General features: G+C 64.7%; 21 protein-coding genes. 9 read left to right on the forward strand and 12 right to left on the reverse strand.

The window, feature by feature from the left end:
- Positions 1-19 precede the first annotated feature (19 nt).
- A complete protein-coding gene (locus ACQCST_RS00230) occupies positions 20-784 on the reverse strand; it encodes a FadR/GntR family transcriptional regulator (protein WP_426997386.1) in 765 nt (254 codons plus the stop codon).
- Between the two features lie 79 nt (positions 785-863).
- Positions 864-1181: a sensor histidine kinase gene (locus ACQCST_RS00235; RefSeq protein ID WP_426997387.1), complete on the reverse strand. Its 318-nt coding sequence runs from the start codon at positions 1179-1181 to the stop codon at positions 864-866.
- Between the two features lie 257 nt (positions 1182-1438).
- On the opposite strand from ACQCST_RS00235, the gene ACQCST_RS00240 reads away from it, so the two are divergent.
- Entirely contained in the window at positions 1439-2755 is a 1317-nt protein-coding gene (locus ACQCST_RS00240) for an ATP-binding protein (protein ID WP_426997388.1), read from the forward strand.
- Positions 2756-2833: 78 nt separating this feature from the next.
- Here ACQCST_RS00240 and ACQCST_RS00245 read toward each other — a convergent pair whose 3' ends face one another.
- Both ACQCST_RS00245 and ACQCST_RS00250 read right to left on the reverse strand, forming a co-directional pair.
- Positions 2834-3838: an NADP-dependent oxidoreductase gene (locus ACQCST_RS00245; protein ID WP_426997389.1), complete on the reverse strand. Its 1005-nt coding sequence runs from the start codon at positions 3836-3838 to the stop codon at positions 2834-2836.
- A gap of 14 nt (positions 3839-3852) precedes the next feature.
- On the reverse strand, positions 3853-4485 hold the full coding sequence (locus tag ACQCST_RS00250; protein ID WP_426997390.1) for an HD domain-containing protein: 633 nt from the start codon (positions 4483-4485) through the stop codon (positions 3853-3855).
- A 107-nt stretch (positions 4486-4592) separates the two neighbouring features.
- On the opposite strand from ACQCST_RS00250, the gene ACQCST_RS00255 reads away from it, so the two are divergent.
- Both ACQCST_RS00255 and ACQCST_RS00260 read left to right on the forward strand, forming a co-directional pair.
- Positions 4593-4847 (forward strand): type II toxin-antitoxin system Phd/YefM family antitoxin, encoded by a 255-nt coding sequence (locus ACQCST_RS00255; protein ID WP_426997391.1) that lies wholly within the window; start codon positions 4593-4595, stop codon positions 4845-4847.
- Positions 4844-5275 (forward strand): type II toxin-antitoxin system VapC family toxin, encoded by a 432-nt coding sequence (locus tag ACQCST_RS00260; protein ID WP_426997392.1) that lies wholly within the window; start codon positions 4844-4846, stop codon positions 5273-5275. The genes ACQCST_RS00255 and ACQCST_RS00260 overlap by 4 nt, the downstream gene beginning before the upstream one ends.
- Here the strand turns inward: ACQCST_RS00260 and gluQRS are convergent.
- Positions 5272-6147, reverse strand: a complete 876-nt coding sequence (gene gluQRS, locus ACQCST_RS00265) for a tRNA glutamyl-Q(34) synthetase GluQRS (protein ID WP_426997393.1) — start codon at positions 6145-6147, stop codon at positions 5272-5274. The genes ACQCST_RS00260 and gluQRS overlap by 4 nt on opposite strands.
- A 386-nt stretch (positions 6148-6533) precedes the next feature.
- Between gluQRS and ACQCST_RS00270 the strand changes: the two genes are divergently transcribed.
- The 3 genes from ACQCST_RS00270 (at position 6534) to ACQCST_RS00280 (ending at position 9232) form a co-directional block, all read left to right on the forward strand.
- Entirely contained in the window at positions 6534-7001 is a 468-nt protein-coding gene (locus ACQCST_RS00270; protein WP_426999037.1) for an Lrp/AsnC family transcriptional regulator, read from the forward strand.
- Positions 7002-7112: 111 nt separating this feature from the next.
- The gene (locus ACQCST_RS00275; protein ID WP_426997394.1) at positions 7113-8594 is read left to right on the forward strand and encodes a WXG100 family type VII secretion target; all 1482 of its coding nucleotides are present in this window, start codon (positions 7113-7115) and stop codon (positions 8592-8594) included.
- Positions 8591-9232, forward strand: coding sequence for a hypothetical protein (locus ACQCST_RS00280; protein ID WP_426997395.1), 642 nt, complete (start codon positions 8591-8593; stop codon positions 9230-9232). The genes ACQCST_RS00275 and ACQCST_RS00280 overlap by 4 nt, the downstream gene beginning before the upstream one ends.
- A gap of 28 nt (positions 9233-9260) precedes the next feature.
- Here ACQCST_RS00280 and ACQCST_RS00285 read toward each other — a convergent pair whose 3' ends face one another.
- The gene (locus ACQCST_RS00285; protein ID WP_426997396.1) at positions 9261-9716 is read right to left on the reverse strand and encodes an Lrp/AsnC family transcriptional regulator; all 456 of its coding nucleotides are present in this window, start codon (positions 9714-9716) and stop codon (positions 9261-9263) included.
- A 105-nt stretch (positions 9717-9821) separates the two neighbouring features.
- Between ACQCST_RS00285 and ACQCST_RS00290 the strand changes: the two genes are divergently transcribed.
- Positions 9822-10502, forward strand: coding sequence for a LysE family translocator (locus ACQCST_RS00290; protein WP_426997397.1), 681 nt, complete (start codon positions 9822-9824; stop codon positions 10500-10502).
- A 9-nt stretch (positions 10503-10511) separates the two neighbouring features.
- Here the strand turns inward: ACQCST_RS00290 and ACQCST_RS00295 are convergent, their stop codons facing one another.
- The 6 genes from ACQCST_RS00295 to ACQCST_RS00320 form a co-directional block, all read right to left on the reverse strand.
- Positions 10512-10871, reverse strand: a complete 360-nt coding sequence (locus tag ACQCST_RS00295) for a nuclear transport factor 2 family protein (RefSeq protein ID WP_426997398.1) — start codon at positions 10869-10871, stop codon at positions 10512-10514.
- A gap of 133 nt (positions 10872-11004) precedes the next feature.
- The gene (locus ACQCST_RS00300) at positions 11005-11223 is read right to left on the reverse strand and encodes a hypothetical protein (protein WP_426997399.1); all 219 of its coding nucleotides are present in this window, start codon (positions 11221-11223) and stop codon (positions 11005-11007) included.
- A 136-nt stretch (positions 11224-11359) separates the two neighbouring features.
- Positions 11360-11860, reverse strand: a complete 501-nt coding sequence (locus ACQCST_RS00305; RefSeq protein WP_426997400.1) for a DUF456 domain-containing protein — start codon at positions 11858-11860, stop codon at positions 11360-11362.
- A 294-nt stretch (positions 11861-12154) separates the two neighbouring features.
- Positions 12155-13369, reverse strand: coding sequence for an NAD(P)-dependent malic enzyme (locus ACQCST_RS00310; RefSeq protein ID WP_426997401.1), 1215 nt, complete (start codon positions 13367-13369; stop codon positions 12155-12157).
- Between the two features lie 313 nt (positions 13370-13682).
- The gene (locus ACQCST_RS00315) at positions 13683-14258 is read right to left on the reverse strand and encodes a TetR/AcrR family transcriptional regulator (RefSeq protein WP_426999038.1); all 576 of its coding nucleotides are present in this window, start codon (positions 14256-14258) and stop codon (positions 13683-13685) included.
- A 133-nt stretch (positions 14259-14391) separates the two neighbouring features.
- Positions 14392-15693 (reverse strand): MFS transporter, encoded by a 1302-nt coding sequence (locus ACQCST_RS00320; RefSeq protein ID WP_426997402.1) that lies wholly within the window; start codon positions 15691-15693, stop codon positions 14392-14394.
- Positions 15694-15796: 103 nt separating this feature from the next.
- On the opposite strand from ACQCST_RS00320, the gene rraA reads away from it, so the two are divergent.
- The gene (gene rraA, locus ACQCST_RS00325) at positions 15797-16321 is read left to right on the forward strand and encodes a ribonuclease E activity regulator RraA (RefSeq protein ID WP_426997403.1); all 525 of its coding nucleotides are present in this window, start codon (positions 15797-15799) and stop codon (positions 16319-16321) included.
- A 195-nt stretch (positions 16322-16516) separates the two neighbouring features.
- The gene (locus tag ACQCST_RS00330) at positions 16517-18178 is read left to right on the forward strand and encodes an MDR family MFS transporter (RefSeq protein ID WP_426997404.1); all 1662 of its coding nucleotides are present in this window, start codon (positions 16517-16519) and stop codon (positions 18176-18178) included.
- Positions 18179-18326 lie beyond the last annotated feature (148 nt).

The following is an 18326-nucleotide window of genomic DNA, read 5'->3' on the forward strand; positions in this document are numbered from 1 at the left end:
GGTCGGTTGCGGGCTGTGGTTACTGGCTGAGGATGGAATCTAGGGCCACGCCCACGGCGTGGAGGTGCTCGCCCATGGCGGCGCGGGCACCGGCGGCGTTGCCGGTTTCAATGGCCTCGAAGATGCGCTGGTGTTCCTGGTCCGAGGCCAGCTGGCGGTCGGCCACCATATTGAGGGTTTCTGATTGGTTGGCGAGTGCTTCGCGGATATCGGCCACCACGCTTTCGAAGACCTTGTTGCCGCTGGCCCGGGCTATGCCTGCGTGGAAGCTGGAGTCCAGGCTGACCCACACCTCGGGATCGTCCTCGGCGGACATGGCGGTCACGATGTCCCGGAGGCTCTCCAGTTCCTCGGCGGTGCGGCGCTGCGCGGCGAGCCCTGCGGCGGGAACCTCAATGTGCGGACGGGCTTCGGTGAGGTCCCGGGCTGAATAGTGGCCCAACACGAGATCCTTGGCCACCTGGTTGGCAATGACGAACGTGCCCCGGCCGGTTTTTGTCGTGGTCAGTCCCAGTGCGGTGCAGGAGCGCAGCGCCTCGCGGACCACCGAGCGGCTGACGCCGTACTGCTGGGCGAGCGTGGCCTCGGAGCTGAGCTTGGCCCCCACACCCACCTTGCCGGACTCAATGTCGGTGCGGAGGGCGTTGAAGACGGCTTCGGCGGCGCTGAGGCGGGCCAGCGGCTGGCTGGCCGTGCCGGCGGTTGGGCCCGCCGTCGGGCCCGCGCCGGGGCTGGTCCGATCTGCTGCAGGCTGTCCTGCTGTCCGGCTGTCTGACAGGTTCACACTAAAAATATGGCACGGGTCACAGTCGGCTGTCAAGGTGTGACGGCGCCGGGAACCCGAGAACCGTAAGCCGGCGGCTTCACGCCGCCGGCAGCTCGAGGCTGAGAACAGTCCGCTGCGGACCGGTCCGGGAAACTGTTACGTCACCGCCGTATCGGAGGGCTGCGTCCTTGACCAGCGGCAGCCCTATCCCGTAGCTGTGCCGGGCTGCTTCATGCTCTGCGGGCCGTCCGCGGGCAAACCGTTCGAAGACGCGGTCCGGATCGATGTCCGTGAGGCCTGGGCCGGTGTCCAGGGCATCGATCCTGACCTTCCGGCCGCTGCCAGTGACGGCGGCGATGATGTGCCCGCCGTCCGGGGTGCGGGAGATTGCGTTCTCAACCAGCGCCGTGACCATCCGCCGCGGCAAGTGCGGCCGGCCCCGGGCGCCGCGAAGGACAGGAGCTGACCACTCTTTCAGGCGTGCGCTGATTCAGCGCACGCCTTGACCGGCACACATTGAACGCACGACGGCGGCCCTGCAGATTCAGTCTCCCTGGAACCCGCAGGGCCGCCGTAATGCAACGCCTCCGCAACCCCCGGGACGGCCAGTTCGCATATGCTCAGCAGACAAGTTCACGCCGGCTCAACGACGACCCACACGGGAGACACCTCATGACCAACTGGCGGATCACGGATTTCCACTCGGCCCACCTCGACGGCATCCTGCACCTCTGGGAATCCCTCAAGTCGACCAACGTGGAGCCTGTCTACGCGCTCTCGGAGGTCCTGGCCTCGTGCGAGAAAGACCACGCCGTCGTGGCAGTCCAGGGCGATCAGGTGGTGGGCGCCGCCGTCGGACGCGCCGCGCATGACCAGGGCTGGATCGTCTTCCTGGCCACGCTGCCCGAGTTCCGCGGCCGCGGAATCGGCACCTCGCTGCTGGCCGCCGTCGAGAACCGGATGGCCCCGCACGGGCTGAACAAGCTCTCCGCGCTGATGCCGGAGTCCGAAACCCGCGTCGAGGCGTTCCTCAGCCGCGGCTTCGTCCTCAAGAAGAATCTTCGCTATTTCGAACGTAAAATCCCGGTCCAGCGCCAGGAACTCGAACCGTTGAGCCAGCTCGGCGGGCGCATCCTCGCCCGTGACCTCTGGGAAAACGTGGCGGGCATGCGCAACGAGAAGGAACTCCTGGAGCGCCGCCTCGTCCTTCCGCTCGCCGAGGCCGACCTCGCGGATGAGTACGGCGTGGTGCCGCCGCGCGCCGTCGTCCTCTTTGGTCCTCCGGGGACCGGCAAGACGACCTTCGCGAAGGCGATCGCGTCCCGGCTGGAGTGGCCGTTCGTGGAGGTCTTCCCCTCCCGGCTAGCCTCCGATCCCAAGGGCTTGGCCGGGGCGCTGCGCGAGACGTTCCTGGAGATCGCCGAGCTGGAGCATGCCGTGGTGTTCATCGACGAGGTGGAGGAGATCGCCTCCCAGCGCTCCGGCGAACCGCCGTCGCCGCTGCAGGGCGTCACGAACGAGCTCCTCAAGATCATCCCGGCGTTCCGCGAGCAGCCGGGCCGCCTACTGGTCTGCGCCACCAACTTCATCCGCGTTCTGGACACCGCGTTCCTGCGGCACGGCCGATTCGACTACGTCATCCCCATCGGCCTCCCCGACCGCCAGGCCCGCGAAGCCATGTGGCAGCGCTTCATCCCGGCCACCGTATTTGACGATGTGGACGTGGAACTCCTGGTGGACCGAACCGAGGGCTTCTCCCCCGCGGACATCGAGTACGCGGCCCGCAGCGCCTCCCAGCGGGCTCTTGAAAAGGCAGTGTACGACGACGGCGGAGCCTCCTCGGGCGGCAGCGCCTCAGTCCGCGAGGCGGTGCGGAAGGGCCCCGCCACCCAGGACTATCTGGACGCCATCCGGGACACCCGACGGACAGTCAGCGAAGAAGTCCGGCAGGATTTCCTCGAGGATATCGACTCCTTGGGCCGCGTTTAGGCCAGCCAACCACAACGCGGGGTCAGATACGGCCCATTCAGGACCCGCTAATGGGCCGTAGGTGACCCCGCGTTGCTTTTACAACATGGTGATGACGATTTTCCCCTTGGCCCGGCCTTGCTCCAGCGCTTCAAATGCCTCAGCGATCCGGTCCAGCGGGTACGTGCTGTCTACGATTGGCCGGACGTGCCCGTCGTCCACCAGCGTGGCCAGGAACCGGAGATCGTCGCCGCTGCCGTGCATGAACAGATACCGGTAGCTCGTGCCGGACCTGCGGGCCCGGAGCCGGGTCGGGAGGCTGATGATCCAGAACAGCACTGCCAGCAATCCAGGCCGCCCCAGGTCTTTCGATGCGGTCACAGGTTCAGGCCATCCGGCGATGGAAACGACCTTGCTTCCGGGTTTGAGGATGCGGAAGATCCCCTCAAGTGCACCGCCGCCAACCAGGTCCAGGGCGGCGTCGTAGTCCGAGAGGACGTCCGCGAAGTTCTCCCGGGTGTAGTCAACCACCCGGTCTGCGCCCAGCTGCCGCACCAGTGCATCTCCCCGCGGCGACGCCGTCGTGGTTACCTCGGCACCCAGGTATTTGGCGAGTTGGATGGCAAGCGTGCCCACACCTCCGGCGCCGCCGGAGATGAACAACCTGGTCCCCGGCTGGATCTGAAGTTCCTCCCGCAGCGCCTGCAGCGCCGTGAGCCCGGCCAGTGGCAGGCCCGCAGCCTCAACAAAATCCACGGAATGCGGCATGGGTGCCACCAGATTTTCGCGAACCGTGGCGAATTCCGCGAAGGCACCCAGCGTCAGTTTTTCCACCCGGGCGTAGACGCGTTCGCCCACGACGAAGCGGCTGGCCCCGGGGCCCACAGCCTCCACCGTCCCTGCCAGGTCGCAGCCTGCGACGATGGGAAGCTTCGGCCGGCCGATGACCTTCAGCCCGCCCTGGCGGAGTTTGTAGTCGACCGGATTCAGGCCAGCTGCAGCGACTTTGATCAGGACCTCGCCGGGTCCTGCCTCCGGGGCGGGGACGTCCCGGAGCTCCATGGCATCCGCGGCGCCATACCGGGTCAGGACGTAGGCACGCATGGTGGTGTGTCCCCTTAGCGCTGGCCGTCTTCGGGGGTTTCGACAGGCCCGGTTTCGACAGGCCCGGTTTCGACAGCATCGTAGGAAAGGTTTAGGTAGTCGGTCTCGTCAGCCTCATCCACCATGTCATTGAGTTCCTCCAGCAGCGAGGGGTTGATGCGCTCCAGGATTTTCCGGATTTCAGCCTCCGGAACGGCGGCGTACAGCACCTGACGGGCCTCGGCGTGGCGTGTGACAGGGGGCTTGTCCGGCCACTTTTCAGCCAGCGCCTGCACCCGCTCCGGTAAGGAGAAATAGGCGTTGTCCGCGATCTCCACCAGGGTGGCGTCGTGGTCCTCGGCGATAAACCGCACGCTCTCCTGGTAGTCATCCGGGTTGTCCTGGAAGCGCTTCGTGACGCGCTCAACAATGTCCACGGCGCGCCCGGGAACGCCCATGTCCAGCAGCGCCTGCCGTGTGATGGGGGTGTCCTCGGCGATGTCGTGCAGGTAGCCGGCGATCCGGATGTCGTCGTCGAAATCGGCGAGCGCATCGCCAACGGCAATCACGTGGTCGCGGTAGGGGCGCTTGAGTTTGTCCTTCTGGCGGTTGTGCGCCACTTCAGCGAGGACCATGGCCGTCTCAACAGTGAATCGTGGTTCTGACATGGCTCATCCTTTATATCGCGAACACTCCGGCCCGAATTACCGGTCAGGCACCAGCCTACTTTGTGGCTACAATTGAACCACATATATGGCCACATTGGAGGGAAACCGTGAGCGTCGGAATCCGGGAGCTGAAGGACCACCTGAGTCAGCACATCGCGCAGGTCCGGGACGGGGTGTCCATCACCATTACGGACCACGGCAAACCCGTTGCCCGCCTGGTTCCCATCTCCCCGCAAAGCCCGTTCGAGCAATTGCTCGCCGCCGGCCTGATCACACCTCCGTCAACCGGCAAGCGCGTCACACCACAGCCCATCCGCGCCAAAGGAACGGTGAGTGACCTCATCGCGGAACAACGCGGATGATCGTTTACCTGGACACCTCCGCTTTAGTCCCCCTGCTGATCAGAGAACCGGCAACGGATCGGTGCACTCTTCTCTGGGAATCTGCGGAGAGCCTCGTCGCAATCCCTCTGCTCTATGTCGAGGCGGCGGCCGCCCTGCACAAAGCCCGTCGGATGAACCGCGTCATCAACACCGAATTGGCAACAGCCCTTCGTTCCCTGGATGCGCTCTGGCAGAACATCAGCCGGATGGCGGTGACGGACGATGTGGTCCACTCCGCGGCAGCTTTGGCCGGACGGTATGGCCTCCGCGGCCACGATGCGGTCCACTGCGCGGCCGGGCTGATCCTCGCTGACTCCCCGGATACCGCGCTGGCTTCGGCGGACGCCAAGCTCCTGTCAGCATGGACGGACAGCGGCGCGGCCGTCTTCGATGCGTCGGCCCCTTAGGCCGCCCATACCCACGGCTCCCGCGGCAAGCTGGAGGGATCGAATGCCGCTAGCGCCTCTTCCAACGAGCCCGGAAGCCCCAGCGAACCCAGGATTTTTTCCCGGACGGCCCCCACGCCCACCCCGGCCCCCGCGAGCTCGCCCAAGGTCACGGCGCCGTCCCGCTTCGCCAGCCGGGCGCCGTCGGAATTCACCACCAACGGCACATGCGCGTAAAACGGCACCGGCAGTCCCAGCAGGGAAGCCAGGTACGCCTGCCGGGGCGTGGACGGCAGCAGATCATCACCGCGCACCACCTGGTCGATGCCCTGCTCGGCATCGTCCACCACTACCGCCAGGTTGTACGCGGTCACGCCGTCATTGCGGCGGAGCACAAAGTCATCCACCACACCGGTAAAGGCACCCTGCAATTCATCCCGCACGGTCCACTCAGTGAGCGAAGCGCGGAGCCGGATGGCGGCGGGACGGCGTGACCGTTTGAACTCAAGTTCAGCCCCGGACAGCTGCCGGCAGGTGCCGGGATAGGCACCCTGCGGCGCATGCGGCGCGGACGGCGCCTCCTGGATTTCGCGCCGGGTGCAGAAGCATTCATACGTCAGGCCGGCGGCCGTCAGCTGCCCGATTGCTTCCGTATAGTGGTGCGTCCGCTCCGTCTGACGCACGACGGCGCCGCCCCACGTCACGCCGATGGCCGCCAGATCGCGGAGCTGCTCCGCCTCCGCTCCCGCGCGGGCGCGGTCCAGGTCCTCCACGCGCAGGAGAAAGCCGCGGCCGGTGGACCTGGCAAAAAGCCACGCAAGAAGAGCCGTCCGGAGGTTGCCCACATGCAGTTCGCCGGAGGGACTCGGGGCGAAGCGGCCGGCTGGAGTCATGCCTCAAGCCTATGCGGGGCCCGTACACAGGGTATTCAAAAACAGCGTGTTCAACACAAGAGCCCCTCAGCTACCGAACGGCATCCGTGGAAACCAGTGGTCGGTGGCTCAGGGGCTCTTGCCGTGCCGTGCCCGGTAGCGTCCCGGAGCATTGGCACTGCTTTTGCGGACAGACGATGCGTGAACAAGTGTCGATCAGCGGCAGCCTCCTTGCGGGAAGCTTGGTCCAGGGGCCGGGTGGTGTGCCGGGAAGCCTGTAGCCTGCGGGAACTGGCGGTGGCCGTTGTCCTGTTGCCATAATTTGAACATATATTCTACAGTTGGCACAACGGACGTAGCTCTTGTTGATCAATCTGATCAACTCCGCCGCCAACGCCAGACAGGAAATGATCACATTGCAGGAACTCGACGCAACGGACCGGCGCATCCTTGCCGCACTGGACGACGATCCCCGGCTGCCCATCATGGTGCTTGCCCAGCGGCTGGGCCTCGCTCGCGGAACTGTACAATCGCGCCTTGAACGGATGACGGCGTCGGGCTCCCTCCGTCCCAACAGCAGCCGTGTGCTACCTTCCGCGCTCGGGCGGGGAGTCGCCGCCTCGGTGAGCGCGGAACTGGACCAGAGCCACCTGAACGAAGCCATCGCCGCCCTGCGTGAGATTCCGGAGGTACTGGAATGCCACGCGCCGGCCGGCGATACAGACCTCCTGATCCGGGTGGTGGCCACCAGCCCGGACGATCTGTACCGGGTCTCCGAGGAAATCCGGCTCTGCCCGGGCATTGTGCGCACATCCACCAGCATGTTCCTGCGTGAAGTCATTCCCTACCGGACCACCGGGCTGCTGCGCGGCTGACCGCGGAACTTGCAGCCGGCGCCCGCTGACACAGCCCCGAGGGAAGTTCTCCCCATCGCAGCGGTTCCCCAATGCCGTTAGGCTGGCACCAGACTTCAACCAGGGGGACACATGGCGGGAAACTTCTATGGTGCAGACATCGCAGAGCTGCGCCGTCTCGCCAAGGATCTTGCGGGCGGGGCCACACGCCTGGATACCTTGGGACAGCAACTCAGCAGCACCATCAGTTCCAGCCCATGGGAAGGGCACGACGGCGACCGCTTCCGCAGCGACTGGGCCTCCTCGCACCTCAAGGTACTAAAAAGCGCGGCGGCAGGCATGGAAACGGCGTCCAAAGCACTGCTGAAGAACGCAGACGAACAGGACACGGCAAGCGGAAGCGGCGTGGCCGGCACGCCGGGCATGCGGGGCGGCGGCCCTGGAAACGGCAAAGCCCAGGACCTCACGGGCAAACTGAACGGCATGACTCCTGACGAACGCCGCGCTTATCTGAAAAGCGATGACTTCAAGAAGTGGGCCCTGGAAAACCCCGAGGCCGCAAAGGCTGCCATGGATGCGGCGGCCGACTCCGGACTGATTGACAAGAAGTCTCCGGGGTATGCGGATTTCCTCAGCGATTACTGGAACCAGCAGGCCATGCGCAACATGGGAATCGACCCCTCCACCTGGGATACCTCCAAGGGCACAGAGTACAACTGGGAGACCATCAAGAAGGTTTACGACTTCTACGGCCAGGCGTACCTGTCCAACCCGGACCTGCAGTGGGCCGGGATGGCCAACATAATCGGACCGTCGTTCGCCGGCGGATTCAAGGACATGGCCATAATGCGCGAACTTGCCCGGCAGATCGCCGGCAATCCGGCATCGGACATCCCCATCCCGGTTTTGGACCAGATCGAGCAGCTGGCCAACATGACTGATGCCGAGATCAAGTTCTATGAAACCAGCATGCTGGACATGAACAAGGAGATCTTCCTGGACCAGGCCCGGCAGCACGAGGCATATATGGATGGCGGCATTGACGAGATCACCCGGCTCCGGGATTCCGGCGCGATCGACCCCGGAACCGCCCGGTCCTGGGCGCAGATCGACTCGGGCGATCCCGCCTTGGTGCAGGAAGGCAATACCTCGCTCCTCTTCCGAGAACAGAACGAAATCATCGCCGACGACTACGACAACATGCGGAGCCACCCTGGCGGAGAAGCCGTGACGTACATGGTCACCCTCGCCGGAGAACCCTCCATCCCCGGTGCCAAAAGCTACCCGGAGGTCTTCCCTTACACGTTCAGCGTGGAGAGCCCCGGGCCTGAAAACGTTCCCTTCACCAACTGGGACAGCCCCACGCAGTTCCGTACCGACTTCACCACCGGGTTCCCGGACGGCAACATCGCCGACGCCGGTCAGCGCTGGGCCCTCATCAGCCAGGACACACTCCCCGCCTACCAGAACCTGCTGGCCACCGACCCGGCGCAAGCACGGGCAATCATCGGCTCCGACTTCAACGACCGCGTGGAGCAGTACCGGCCCACCAACAACATGCCTGGCATCATGGACCGCTTCGTGTCCGGCTTCGATGCGGAGGTACACCAGTGACTTTCGCCCCACGTTTCAGGCGGCAGGCCGCCGTCGTCCTTATTGCCTTGGCCGGAAGCCTCGCGTTGGCGGGCTGCCAGCAGAACGCACCCATTGCCACCGAACCAACGTCCCAAGGGAGCACAGTGAGCACCTCCGAATTCTCCACCCTCGACGCCGCCGGAGTGGAGCAGATCCGCGCCAGCAAAACAGCCCGGCTGGACATGAGTTCCGGGCAGCTCCGAAAGGCCGATGTGCGGGCCACCGGGGACAGCGCCGGGCCGGAAATCAACACCAGCGATTCGGGCAAGATTGCGCTGACGATTGTTGGACCCAATGGCGAGATCCGCGGGGAAACCGACCGCATCCGCCTCAACACCACCAGTGCCCGCACGGACTTCAGCGAAGTCACGTATTTCCTGACCGCAGACTCAATGGACGGGTTCTTCAGCCTCGTCCGCGATGGTGTGCAGCTGTACGGCATCGATAGCGGGGACGCCGAACGGTGGATCACCTCGGTCAGCGCGGACCCCACGGCGAAGAGCGACTACTCCCTTACCTCGGGCACAGACACCGGCCTGGGCGTGAACTACGATCTCCGCTTCGACGGCGCCAAGAAAACCCAGGTCATCATCGTCCACGTCAGCCCGGCAGCATAAGTCCGCAGACAGCCCGTGGGTGCTGCACCTACACCGGCGGGCCCGCGTTGGACTTCAGGTTCTTCATGACCAGGGTGGACGTTAGCCGCTCGACGCCCGGGAGCACTGTCAGCTCGCTGTCATAGAAGCGCTGGTATGCCGGCAGGTCCTCAGCGATGACTTTCAACAGGTAGTCCGGCGAGCCGAACAGCCGCTGCGCCTCCACGATGTTCGGATTGCCTGCCACCCTGTTCTCGAAGATCTCCATAGTGGACCGGTCAACCTGCCGCAGGGTCACGAAGACAATCGCCTCGAATCCCAGCCCGACGGCTGCCGGGTCAATGTCCGCTTTGTACCCGCGGATCACCCCCGACATCTCCAGATCCCGGAGCCTGCGGTGGCACGGGGCGACGGTCAAACCCACCTTCGCGGCGAGCGCTGTGGCAGTCATTCTGCCGTCCTCTTTGAGGTAACGCAAAATACTTCTGTCTATATGGTCAATCACGCAATAATCTTACCAAATAATGGGTGGAGGGAGCTAAATAGGGGAACACTTATGGCTGATATTTGCCTAGAGTTTCTCCTGTACCCGCGTCCTCAGGAGCCCGCCATGAATCCCCAGCTGTTTCTTGCCTTTATGGTTGTTGCCGCCGCGCTGGCTTGCACCCCTGGCGTGGACTGGGCTTATTCCATCTCCGCCGGCCTGGCAAAACGCAGCTTCGTGCCGGCGGTGGCAGGACTCTGCAGTGGCTACCTGCTGCACACGGTGCTGATGGTGGCCGGTCTGGCGGCCCTGCTGGCAGGCATGCCCCAAGTCCTCGGCTGGCTGACAATCGCCGGCGCAGCCTACTTGTTGTGGCTCGGTTCCAGCACCATCCGCTCCTGGCGGGGCGCCAGCTTCACCGCAGCTGCCGCCGTCGCGGGCCCGGTTGATGTCCACGCTGAGGTCCCGGCCGCACGTCAGATCAAGACTTTCCTCCAGGGCATGGGAACCAGCGGCATTAATCCCAAGGGGCTGCTCTTTTACCTCGCCCTGATCCCTCAGTTCGTCAGCCCGGAGGCATCCCTCCCGGTGCCGGTGCAGTCCGGGCTCCTCGGCCTGACATTCGTACTCCTGGCGGCCATCGTCTACAGTTGCGTGGCGCTGCTGGCCCGCAAGCTGCTCCACTCCCGGCCCGGGGCCGCCCGCCGTGTGACCCTCGCCAGCGGCATCATCATGATTGCCCTGGGTGCTGTGCTCCTGTCCGAAAAACTCCTGCCTGTTGTGGCCGTTGTCCTGGCGAGCGCCTGACTTTGGCGCTCAATCCCTGCTCTCCATGAACCATTCCGTGAAGCTGACAGCCCGCCCGTCCGGCCCGAGACGGATGATCCAGAGGTTCTCGTAGCTCGGACGGTCATCCAGGTAGGACGTGCGTCCCTGCACAAATGCCAGCTCGCCGTCGACGCCGAGCACGGACCATTGGAAAGTCCAGTCCTCAGGCTGGTCGCCCTCGGAGATCCAGCGTTCAACAATCCGCTCGCGCCCGCGCCACGGATCGGGGTCGTAGGGCCTCGTGGCATAGACGGCGTCCTCGGCGAACAGCCCCCGGATATCCTCCGGCGCGTTACTTGTCCAGGCCGCGATGTACTTTTCCATCCAGGCCTTAATTGCGTCGCTCACTTCTCCGTTGTACCCCGTGCTTGCACTGCCCACAAGGGGTCAGCCGCTGGCGAGCTGTTGCCAGTCCTGCTCCCAGAGCTGGCGCATTTCGGCGTCCTTGCGGATGGCCCTGACGGGTTCCGGTGGGCCCAGTTCAGCCTGCCTGCGGTGCTGCCGGCAACGCGGACTCAGCTTCCGGCCGCTGTCCAGCACCAGCAGCGCCGCGGAGATTATCGGCGTTCAGGAGACGGTCCGTCCAGGCCACCACTACCGGAACCTCGATGCGTTCGGCCACTTCAACCCGGGTGACCAACCGGCTCAGGTAGCCGGCAGCGGACTGGTTGGCGGCGTCGTCGTTCCTGGCCCGCTTCACCCGCCATTACCGCGAGGCCGGGCACATGATGTATCTCAACCCCGAAGCCAGGCTGACGCAGCTGGAGGCGCTGGCGGTTTTTGTGACTGCGTAATCAACGCGGGAAGCGGCGCGGCGGCCATCTCCTGCGCTGTGGCTAGGACGCAGCGGCCACCCACACGCCGATCACCCAGGTGCTCGCGGCCAGGCATGCCAGCCCGAACTCGACCAGCATCCCCAGGCCCGTGGCCTTCAGCGCAGCCCAGCTGGAGGTCATGGCTGTCCTGAAGTTCCGGGTTCGCAGGTATTCACTGAGCAGCAACCCGACGGCGAAGCCAACAAACAGCCCCACCACAGGAATGATGAACATCCCCGCCACCCCCAGGACCAGCCCGATCACCACACTCCGGTTGGGGATCTTGTGCTCTTTGAGTTTCCGCCCGGTCAGGACTGCACTTGCGGCCACCCCTGCCACTACGAACGCAACACCCACGCCGAAGACCACCCAGCCTGCCGTGCCGGCGCCACCCCAGATGGCCCACGCCAGCAGACTCAGACCGATCAGAATGCTTCCCGGCAGTACGGGAATGATGGTGCCGGCCACGCCCACCAGAATGGCCAGTCCGCAGAGTACGGTCATGATTGACTCGGGGTTCATGGCCTCAGTCTACGGTCGGCGCGCGGTCTCCTCGTGAGGCTTCGTCAGCTTTGACGGCGGCGCCCCGCAGCTGGTCAAGTCCTACCGCAGCAACGCAAACAGTTTCGAGAAGCTGACCCTCGACGTTCCCACGGGCGCCAAGTCGGCACATGTCCACTGCTAGCAGACCGGCACCAACAGCGCCTTCTGGACCGTTGACCAAGTCAGCATCGGCCACTGATTTAAGCGACGACGGCGGTGCCTCCCGGCGCCGGAGGCACCGCCGTCGATGTTTGCCGGTTGTACAGCGGGGGGTTACTCCGCAACCACGGCGGCCGCGACGGCGGCAGTGACGGCCGGGGCCACTCGCGGGTCCAGCGGGCTGGGCACGATGTAGTCCGCGGACAGGTCCGCCTCGGCGAGCTCAGCGATGGCGCGGGCTGCGGCGAGCTTCATGGCAGGAGTGATCCGGCGGGCGCCGGCGTCCAGTGCGCCGCGGAAGATTCCCGGGAAGGCCAGCACATTGTTGATCTGGTTGGGGAAGTCGCTGCGTCCGGTGGCCACCACGGCGGCGTACTTCGCGGCCACCTCCGGCAGCACTTCGGGATCCGGGTTGGACAGCGCGAACACGATGGAGTTGTGGTTCATGAGCTTCAGGTGCTCCTCAGCCACCTTGGAAGAGGAGACGCCGATGAACACATCTGCGCCCAGCAACGCTTCGCCAGGGCCGCCGGAAACGCCGCGGGGGTTGCTGCGCTGCGCCATCTGCGCCTTCTTGCTGGCGGGATCGGCCGCGATGTCCGCGCGGTCCTTGTTGATGACGCCCCGGGAGTCCAGCAGCACAACATCCTTGATTCCTGCGGCGAGGAGGATCTCGGCCACCGCGATGCCGGCCGCGCCTGCACCCGAGACCACCACGCGCAGGCCCCCGAGCTCGCGTCCGGTCACCTTGGCAGCGCCGGTCAGGGCAGCAAGGACAACGACGGCGGTGCCGTGCTGGTCATCGTGCATCACCGGACAGTCCAGTGCTTCGATGAGTTTTTCTTCCAGCTCGAAGCAGCGGGGCGCAGAAACGTCCTCAAGGTTCACGGCACCGAAGCTGGGCCGCAGCCGGACGAGCGTTTCCACAATTTCGTCCACTTTGGTGGTGTTGAGGACCAGCGGAATGGAATCCAACTCACCGAAGGCCTTGAACAGGGCTGACTTGCCTTCCATCACGGGGAGTGAAGCGCTGGCGCCGATGTTTCCGAGGCCAAGCACTGCGGTGCCGTCGCTGACCACTACCACCAGACGCTGGGCCCAGGTGAGCGTTTTGGCGAGCTCCGGGTTTGCATGGATGGCACGGCTGACCTGGGCAACACCCGGGGTGTACGCAATGGAGAGGTCACGCTTGTTGGCCAAGGGGACGGTACTGGAAATCGAGAGCTTGCCGCCTTGGTGGGAGGCGAAGATTTCCTGATCCGTCAGGACCAGGTTTTCAGGTGAGCTGGCGGCGGAACTGTCGATTGGAATGATTGTTTCTGTGGACACGTCATTGTCTCCTGGGGCTGGCCGTGGGCGCACGGGGCATATTGGCTCAAGCACATGGAGGCTCAAGATGGTCAGATGGGTCCTTCGCCTGCGGACCCTGGGTGATGGATCCGCTGTGAAGACCGTGCAGGTAAAGGTTGCTGGCCACTCCGGTTCTGCAATGGTAAACAAGCGCGTGCGCCGGTTCAGCCAATCACGTGCCATAGTCTGGTGCGGCAACGTTTCACCACTCGGATCCGTGACGCACATCACTAATGAAAGCGGGTTTATTGCGTTACTGGTCTAGACCGGTTACGCCGTCAGGAGCCTGGATTTAGCATGCGGACAACAGTGAGCAGGCCTTCTTAAGGTCCGCTTCCGCCTCGAACAGTGAGAGGCGGCGGCAGCGGACGGACTGGACCAGACCAGTGACTGTCAGCAACAGGACACGGGACCTGGCGGCGTCGCCACTTACGGCGGTAACCACCCGCTCGGCAATCGAGTCGATCTCACGGAGCAGCCCCGTGGTGTCCCGGTCCTTGATATACACGCCGTGATGGAGGCACTGTTCCACGGCCGGCTGCATCAACCTCATGTGGAAGATCTCCATCAGCACCCCGGACAGCGCATGGACCGGGAGAAGTCCTGCTTCTGGCTGGCCGTCCACCTGGAGCTCACCCAACTGATGGCGGAACAGGGCAAGCATCAGATGGGTAGAGGACGGAAAATAGCGGTAGAGCGTGCCCAGTGGAACATCAGCCTTCGCAGCAACCTCGGAAAGGGTCACGGAGTCCAGCCCCTTGCGCGCGAAGGTCCCGGCTACCTCCAGAATCCGGGCGTAGCGTAGTTGCTGCCGCGGCATGGTGGGCGCGGCAGCCATGGGTGGAAGATCTGAGTGGAGTTCGAGCATCAGCATTCCGGCAGTGGGTTTATGCACCGGACGGGAGAATGCCCATCCCGCACTGACTGCAATTCGAGTCAATTGTACGGCACGGAACTCTGCCCCTATTAGTCAATTCGGTGGGACCATATCCCGGGCTGCCTCAGTCAACGCCCTTGATTTTTACGACAAACACGGCGCCAAGCAGCCCGATCACGGCAGCGGCCACATACAGCGATACGTAGCCGCCCCAGAGCGTGACGAACGGCCAGGCGATGGCCGGGGCAATGACCTGCGGGAGCGAATTGGCAATGTTGATGACGCCCAGGTCCTTGCCGCGGTCTTCAGCACTCGGCAACACCTGGGTGATAAGCGCAAAGTCAACGGCCAGGTACGCGCCGAAGCCGATACCGAGCACGCTCGCACCAACAATTCCGCCGATCCACGTGGGCGCGAACGCCAGGATCAGGGACGCGACGGCGATGATCACCGACGACGCGATGACCAGCGGTTTCCGTTTGCCCATGCGGTCGCTGAGCCGCCCTCCGATCACACTGGTGATGATCACGAACACGGCATAGAGGCCGGTCAGGATCAGCACGCCGAATTCTGGCTTGAGCCCCTGCGTCGCCTCGAGATGAACGGCGTCCGTGAGGAAAAACAGCAGGTACAGGGTGACCATGTGGTTGCCGATGTTCACCAGCAGGCGGGTGATCCACGCCCAGGCAAAATCCGGGTATCGGAGCGGTCGCACAAAGCTGATGATGAACTCGGCCCAGTTCAGCGATGGCCGGGCCGCCGCCTGGAGCGGGGCGTCGTCGCTCCGGAACAGGTACATCACCACACCCGCCACCAGCGCCGCCGCACACACCAGGTAGCCGAGCGCGAAGTTGCCACTGACGACGGCGGCAATCACCGCCCCGATCAGGATGCCAACCGTCTGGCCCATGGCCGCCAGCCCGCCCACGGTGGCACGCTGCGGTACGGGCACCCGGTCCGGGATGGCTGCCGTAACGGCCGCATAGGCGCCGTTGCAGCCGGCCTGGACAACACACCAGAGGAGCGTCATGACGGCCACGTTGGGCGCTCCGGCCAGGCCGATCAGGGCAGCGGCACCGAGGATGGCGCCTACCAGGACCCAGGGAACGCGTCGGCCGAACCGGGACGTGGTGCGGTCGCTGAAGGCGCCGAACAGCGGGTTGGCCACGAGCGAGACTGCAGCGCCCGCACCGGTGACCAGTGCCAGGATCGCTTCCTTCTGCCCCGGATCGAAGGCCTCAGCCTGCTGGCCCAGCAGGACCTGGATGGGTCCGAAGAACGCGGCGTTGATGCCGACGTTGACCAGGATAATGCCGGTGGTCCAGAGCGGCCTGACATTTGCGGTGGGTTCGGCGAGCGCCGTGGTGGAACGCGCCGCCATGGCCGCGGGATCCGGAACTGCGCCGGGTGTGTCGGACAGGCTCATGACGGGCTCCCCTGGAACGGATGGTCGGTGTGAAAATCAGACTATCGTGGGCATCACAGCCCTGCCTGTCATCCCGGGCAACTATCCATACCAAGGAGAATCAATGACCGCTTCCCCCGCCAACATTCCCGTCTCTGTTCCCATCTATGTTCCCGGCAGCGCCGCCATCAACACCGCGGATCTCTACGATGAACGCGGCGAGGAGTTGGACTCCGTCTCCCTGCAGTTCCAGTCGCTGGGCGGACATTCGCACTTCAGCGGGCCGGTGCGGACCATCAGGTGCTTCGAGGACAACGCTCTGGTGAAGTCCGCCCTGGCTACCCCTGGCAACGGCTCCGTGCTGGTGGTGGACGGCAGCGGATCGCTGCACACGGCCCTGATGGGGGACATGATCGCCGAAAGCGCCGTGGCGAACGGCTGGGCCGGCGTCGTTATCTGCGGGGCGATCCGCGACCGCGAGGCAATCGCCAAACTGCCGCTCGGCGTCAAAGCCTTGGGCAGCAACCCGCGCAAGAGCGCCAAGCTGGGGGCCGGTGAGACCGATGTGACGGTGACCCTCGACGGCGTGAACGTCCGGCCCGGCGCCATGATCTGGTGCGATCCGGACGGGATCCTGGTGGAGCGCTGAGCACGACCCCACCACCACAGCCGCCACCGCTGCCACCTCGCTGCCACCGTCGAGGTGAGACTTCGCGCCGATGTGCCGGACGATCATGGGCGCGAAATCTCACCTCGACGGCTTCTCCGGGAACAAAGCAGGAACTAACATAGTTACTGAAAGCAACTATCAAGCTTGATCCCCTTTTCTTCCCCTGGAGCAGTTATGTCCAAAGCCACGCCCGTGCGCGCCGCAGGAGAGGTCCTGACGCACCGTCAGACCCTCACAGTCATGGTGGGACTCATGCTCGGCATGTTCCTGTCGTCCCTGGACCAGACCATTGTGTCGACGTCCATCTACACCATTGCCAACGACCTCGACGGCCTGTCGCTGCAGGCCTGGGCCACCACGGCCTATCTCATCACGTCCACGGTAGCCACCCCGCTGTACGGCAAGCTGAGCGACATCTTCGGCCGCCGCCCGCTTTACCTGGCCGCGATCGTGATCTTCCTTGCCGGCTCGCTGTACGCCGGATCCGTGCACTCCATGACCGAACTCGCCATTGCCCGCGGCATCCAGGGCATGGGTGCCGGCGGGCTGCTGGCCCTCGCCCTGACCATCATCGGCGACATCGTGGCCCTGAAGGACCGGGCCAAGTACCAGGGCTACTTCATGTCCGTCTTCGGCATCTCCTCGGTGCTGGGCCCCGTGATCGGCGGCGCCTTCGCCGGTTCCGCCAACATCCTGGGCTTCGACGGCTGGCGCTGGGTGTTCTTCATCAACCTGCCCATCGGCCTCGCCGCCCTGGCCGTGGTGTTCCTCTACCTGCATCTGCCGGCCAAGCACGTAAAACAGAAGATTGACTACTGGGGCGCCGCCGCGATCACGCTCGCCATCGTCCCGCTGCTGCTGGTGGCCGAGCAGGGCCGCAGCTGGGGCTGGACCTCCGTCAATTCGTGGCTCTGCTACGGGCTGGGCGTGGTGGGCATCGTCTGGTTCCTGCTGGCCGAAAAACGCGCCGGCGACTACGCGCTGATCCCGCTGCGACTCTTCCGCAACATGACCTTCGGCCTGTCCTCACTGCTGAACTTCATCATCGGCATCGGAATGTTCGGGGCCATCGCCATGCTCCCCATGTACCTGCAGCTGGTCAAAGGACTCACCCCCACCCAGGCCGGCCTGATGATGATCACCTTCACAGTGGGCATCCTCTTCGGTTCCATCACCGCCGGACGGACCATCTCGGCGTCGGGCACGTACCGGATCTTTCCCATCCTGGGCACCGGAATCCTGACGGCGTCAGCCCTTGTCATGGGTGTGGTCCTGGGCGTGGACACCGGGCTCTGGGTTCCGGGCCTGATCGCCGTGTTCTTCGGCATGGGCCTGGGCTTCTGCATGCAGCCCCTCACCCTGGCCATGCAGGTCTCCGTGCCGCCGAAGGACATGGGCGTGGGAACCTCTTCCGCGGCGTTCTTCCGTTCGATGGGTGGCGCAGTGGGCACCGCCGTGTTCATCTCGATGCTGTTCAGCCTGGCCGCGGACAAGATCGCAAGCGGCATGAAGGACATGATGCAGAACGCGGACTACCTTGCGGTGCTCAAGGACCCGGCCGTGGCAGCCGATCCCGCCAACGCCAAGGTCTACGAGTTCTTCCAGAAGGGCGCCTCCAACGACTCCCTCAATGACACGTCCTGGCTGCACACCGCCAACCCGGTCCTCACTCGCCCCATCACCGAGGGATTTGCCCTGGCGATCGACACCGTGATGCTCACCGCAGCCGTCCTGACCGCCATCGCTTTTTTGATCAGCTTTGCGCTGCCCAACAAAAAACTCACCGACCCGAAGGCCGCGCCGGCGTCCGACTCTGAGTCAGTCCCGGTCCACTAGCTTTCCGGCCGCTCGCCCGCTGCGGGCAGCGCCCACCGCCGAGGTGAGATTTCGCGCCCATGTTTTGATCAAACATGGGCGCTACGTCTCACCTCGGCGGGAATTCACGATGGCGGGAGGCGCCTCCGCCGCCGTCCTGTCCGTCACG

The organism is Pseudarthrobacter sp. N5 (assembly GCF_050157035.1).
Classification (GTDB): domain Bacteria; phylum Actinomycetota; class Actinomycetes; order Actinomycetales; family Micrococcaceae; genus Arthrobacter.